The sequence below is a fragment of the Pseudoalteromonas sp. Of11M-6 genome (assembly GCF_022347905.1).
In the GTDB taxonomy this organism is placed as follows: domain Bacteria; phylum Pseudomonadota; class Gammaproteobacteria; order Enterobacterales; family Alteromonadaceae; genus Pseudoalteromonas.
On record NZ_JAKRFW010000119.1, the window covers coordinates 1 to 1474 of the forward strand.

General features: G+C 36.4%; 1 protein-coding gene and 1 pseudogene. One reads left to right on the forward strand and one right to left on the reverse strand.

Going from position 1 to position 1474, the window contains the following annotated elements; genetic code table 11:
- The first annotated feature begins 290 nt into the window (after positions 1-290).
- The gene (locus MHN32_RS23570; RefSeq protein ID WP_239422985.1) at positions 291-1112 is read left to right on the forward strand and encodes a DUF6602 domain-containing protein; all 822 of its coding nucleotides are present in this window, start codon (positions 291-293) and stop codon (positions 1110-1112) included.
- Between the two features lie 271 nt (positions 1113-1383).
- On the opposite strand, the pseudogene MHN32_RS23895 reads toward MHN32_RS23570, so the two are convergent.
- Positions 1384-1474 (reverse strand): annotated as a pseudogene (locus MHN32_RS23895) (transposase); the annotation flags it as partial.

Here is a 1474-nt window from a genome sequence, read left to right on the forward strand (position 1 = left end):
GCTAAAAAATATAATTGCTTATTAAGGAAAATTTAGGTGTAATGAATACATAATAAGCGCTGAGCAATGCAGGGAAAGCTTACATAACACTAGCTAAACCGATTACACTAGCTAGGAAAGTGAAAGCCTTCAAAAAGCCTATTTTTTCTAAGTAAGCTATAGCATAAACAGTACCAACACTGTCACACCGAGCAGGTAGCGGCTCAGTTCAACAAGCGATTATGCAACACAAACTGCGTGTCGCATAAATACTAAAATGTTAGCACTATTAATCAACCTTTGAGATAAGCATGCCACTATATCAAAACTATGCAAAAGAGCTTCTAAGTAAATTTGGTCGGTTAAACGAATTGATTGGGCATGCGCCATCTATTGGAGCATTCCATGAAAATATAGTGTCAAATTATTTGAAAAACTTTCTACCTCAAAGGTTCTCTGTAAAAACAGGATTTGTGTATAACCCCTCTACCAAAACTGCGAGCCCACAATTAGATATCATAATAATCGATGAAAATGTACCTTCAGCATATTTGTTCAAGGATGGAGACTTTGTTGTAGTGTCACCGATATCAGTTGTTTGCGCGATTGAAATTAAAACAAATTTTGATAGTGAATCTTTCAAGGATATTTCAATCAAAACTGATTTATATCGGAAAGTGAACCCATACCCTATAAATAATTTTATTGCGTTATGCTTTAGAGCTAAGTCTACAAATCACGAAACAATAGGTAAGTGGTTTGCTTCTATTGAAATTGAAGACCATTGGTTGAATTACCCTAGTGAAACAACTGTTTTAGACTATGGTTTTTTTAAGGCGTCACCAGAAGTGCATTCAACTCCCCCGGGCATGCTTCGTATTATGTGTAATGATGATTGTGGAGTTGACAAGGAAGAGGCTTTGTTAACTAATTTTTTGTTTTCAATTTTGAAATTTTGCGAATTAAGAGATGGAAAGCATAATGAGAATACAATTCAATCGGTATTCCAAGGTGACTACAATAGGTTGTTTACTCTCAAACATGAGTGTTACAAATATGGTTCTGGAAAAGTTGATCTTCAAGAACAAAGGTATACTGACGGGAAAATAATATATAAACGTGGTGCAGAATAGTGCTAACAAATGACAAATCATTGATGACACCCAACGTTATTTGTATCTAAGCTGACAATAGAAAATAAGCGACACCCATCACTATTAACATCAAAACTGAGGAGGTGAAGTAAAAAAGTATGAAAGCACAGCCGTCACTTTGTAAAACGTTTATCGATAGGTTATTTTTTAGCGCTCAAGCGTATCTCTACACTAAAACTGAGTTATCGCGCACGACAACGCGCTGCAAATACAGCAGTAAGAAATTCTAGAGTTGAGAATGTGAGTTTTGCTAAGCCAACAAGCGCTCGCAGTTTGTTAGGTTTGTCCGTCGTCGTTTTTGCAGTGTTTCGCAGTAAGCGGTTATTGTTCGCTCTCGACCA

Excerpts from the sequence above, each read along its gene's own strand:
- MHN32_RS23570 (WP_239422985.1), top strand. The coding sequence starts at position 291 with ATGCCACTATATCAAAACTATGCAAAAGAGCTTCTAAGTAAATTTGGT.